Source organism: Corynebacterium sp. KPL2734, from assembly GCF_040225595.1.
GTDB classification, from domain to species: Bacteria; Actinomycetota; Actinomycetes; order Mycobacteriales; family Mycobacteriaceae; genus Corynebacterium; species Corynebacterium rhinophilum.
Genome location: NZ_JBEHFO010000047.1, coordinates 1 through 971, shown reverse-complemented (window position 1 = coordinate 971; position 971 = coordinate 1). Strand labels below are relative to the sequence as shown.

General features: G+C 51.3%; 1 protein-coding gene. It reads left to right on the top strand.

The window, feature by feature from the left end:
• Positions 1–317: 317 nt before the first annotated feature.
• Positions 318–923 carry a hypothetical protein gene (locus ABRP88_RS11350; protein WP_349837258.1) on the top strand — a complete coding sequence of 202 codons (606 nt, stop codon included), beginning with the start codon at positions 318–320 and terminating at the stop codon, positions 921–923.
• Positions 924–971 lie beyond the last annotated feature (48 nt).

Genomic DNA, 971 nt, shown 5'->3' with positions numbered 1-971 from the left:
CGCTGATGGTACTGCAACCGGGAGGTTGTGGGAGAGTAAGTCACCGCCGACACCAAACAACAAACAACAACAAAATAGTGATTCTGGTAGTCCCCGAGAGACCACCACTCCGCTTGACATGTGGGTGGTTAGTGTTTCGGGGATTTTCCGTCGTTTTACCCCCGCTGATATTTGTGACTTGTACTCTGCCGAACAGGGGTTATGCGTGTCGGGTGTGTGGGTTTTACCCCTGGTGTCTTTTCGGATGGGTAGTCTGATGCCTTGTTAGACGAAAGCACATTCGACCATTCATGTGGAGTAATCGGGGTACTAACACGATGACAAGTAGCACATCACCACCCACCACAACAGGCCACGATCCAGTAGGCGACATCATAACGGGGGATACTCGTCCAGTCGGCGAGTCACTAGACTACAACACCGCTACTGATGGTGAGGCAGATGTACCGGTAGTCTTTTATGCCACCAACACACCACATAACCCTATTGCTGCAGCCGGAGTTAAGGCTAGGAAGAACTCCTTGTTGTTCTACCAATCACTACTTCCGGACTTAGATGATGACGTGGACCTGACGTTAACTAGCCTGGCTAAAGACCTAGGACTTTCCTATAGCATCCTATCTGGCATTATTAGGGCACACTTCCGCATGCAGGAACTACCGCTCGTGGCAGCCACCAACAGGCAGCAATGGATACTAGATACACCACGCCTTAGGGTTATCGACCGGGAAATAGAACGTGTAGGCGACAACCACGAACACATAGGCCTAGTCGATGCCGCCCTGGCAGATTTTCTCACCCCGACAGCACCCAGCCAGCATGTGCCCACTGTGGCGGAAATCCGCCGCTTTATCCGCGACTTCATCGACACCCATCAGCTAGCAGTCGACGATATGAAGTGTCCCAGGTTTTGTTCCGTTTGAGTAGATGGGAAATCTGGAATATGCCAAGAAAATTTGACCAGGATGCGA

Excerpts from the sequence above, each read along its gene's own strand:
- ABRP88_RS11350 (WP_349837258.1), top strand. The coding sequence starts at position 318 with ATGACAAGTAGCACATCACCACCCACCACAACAGGCCACGATCCAGTA.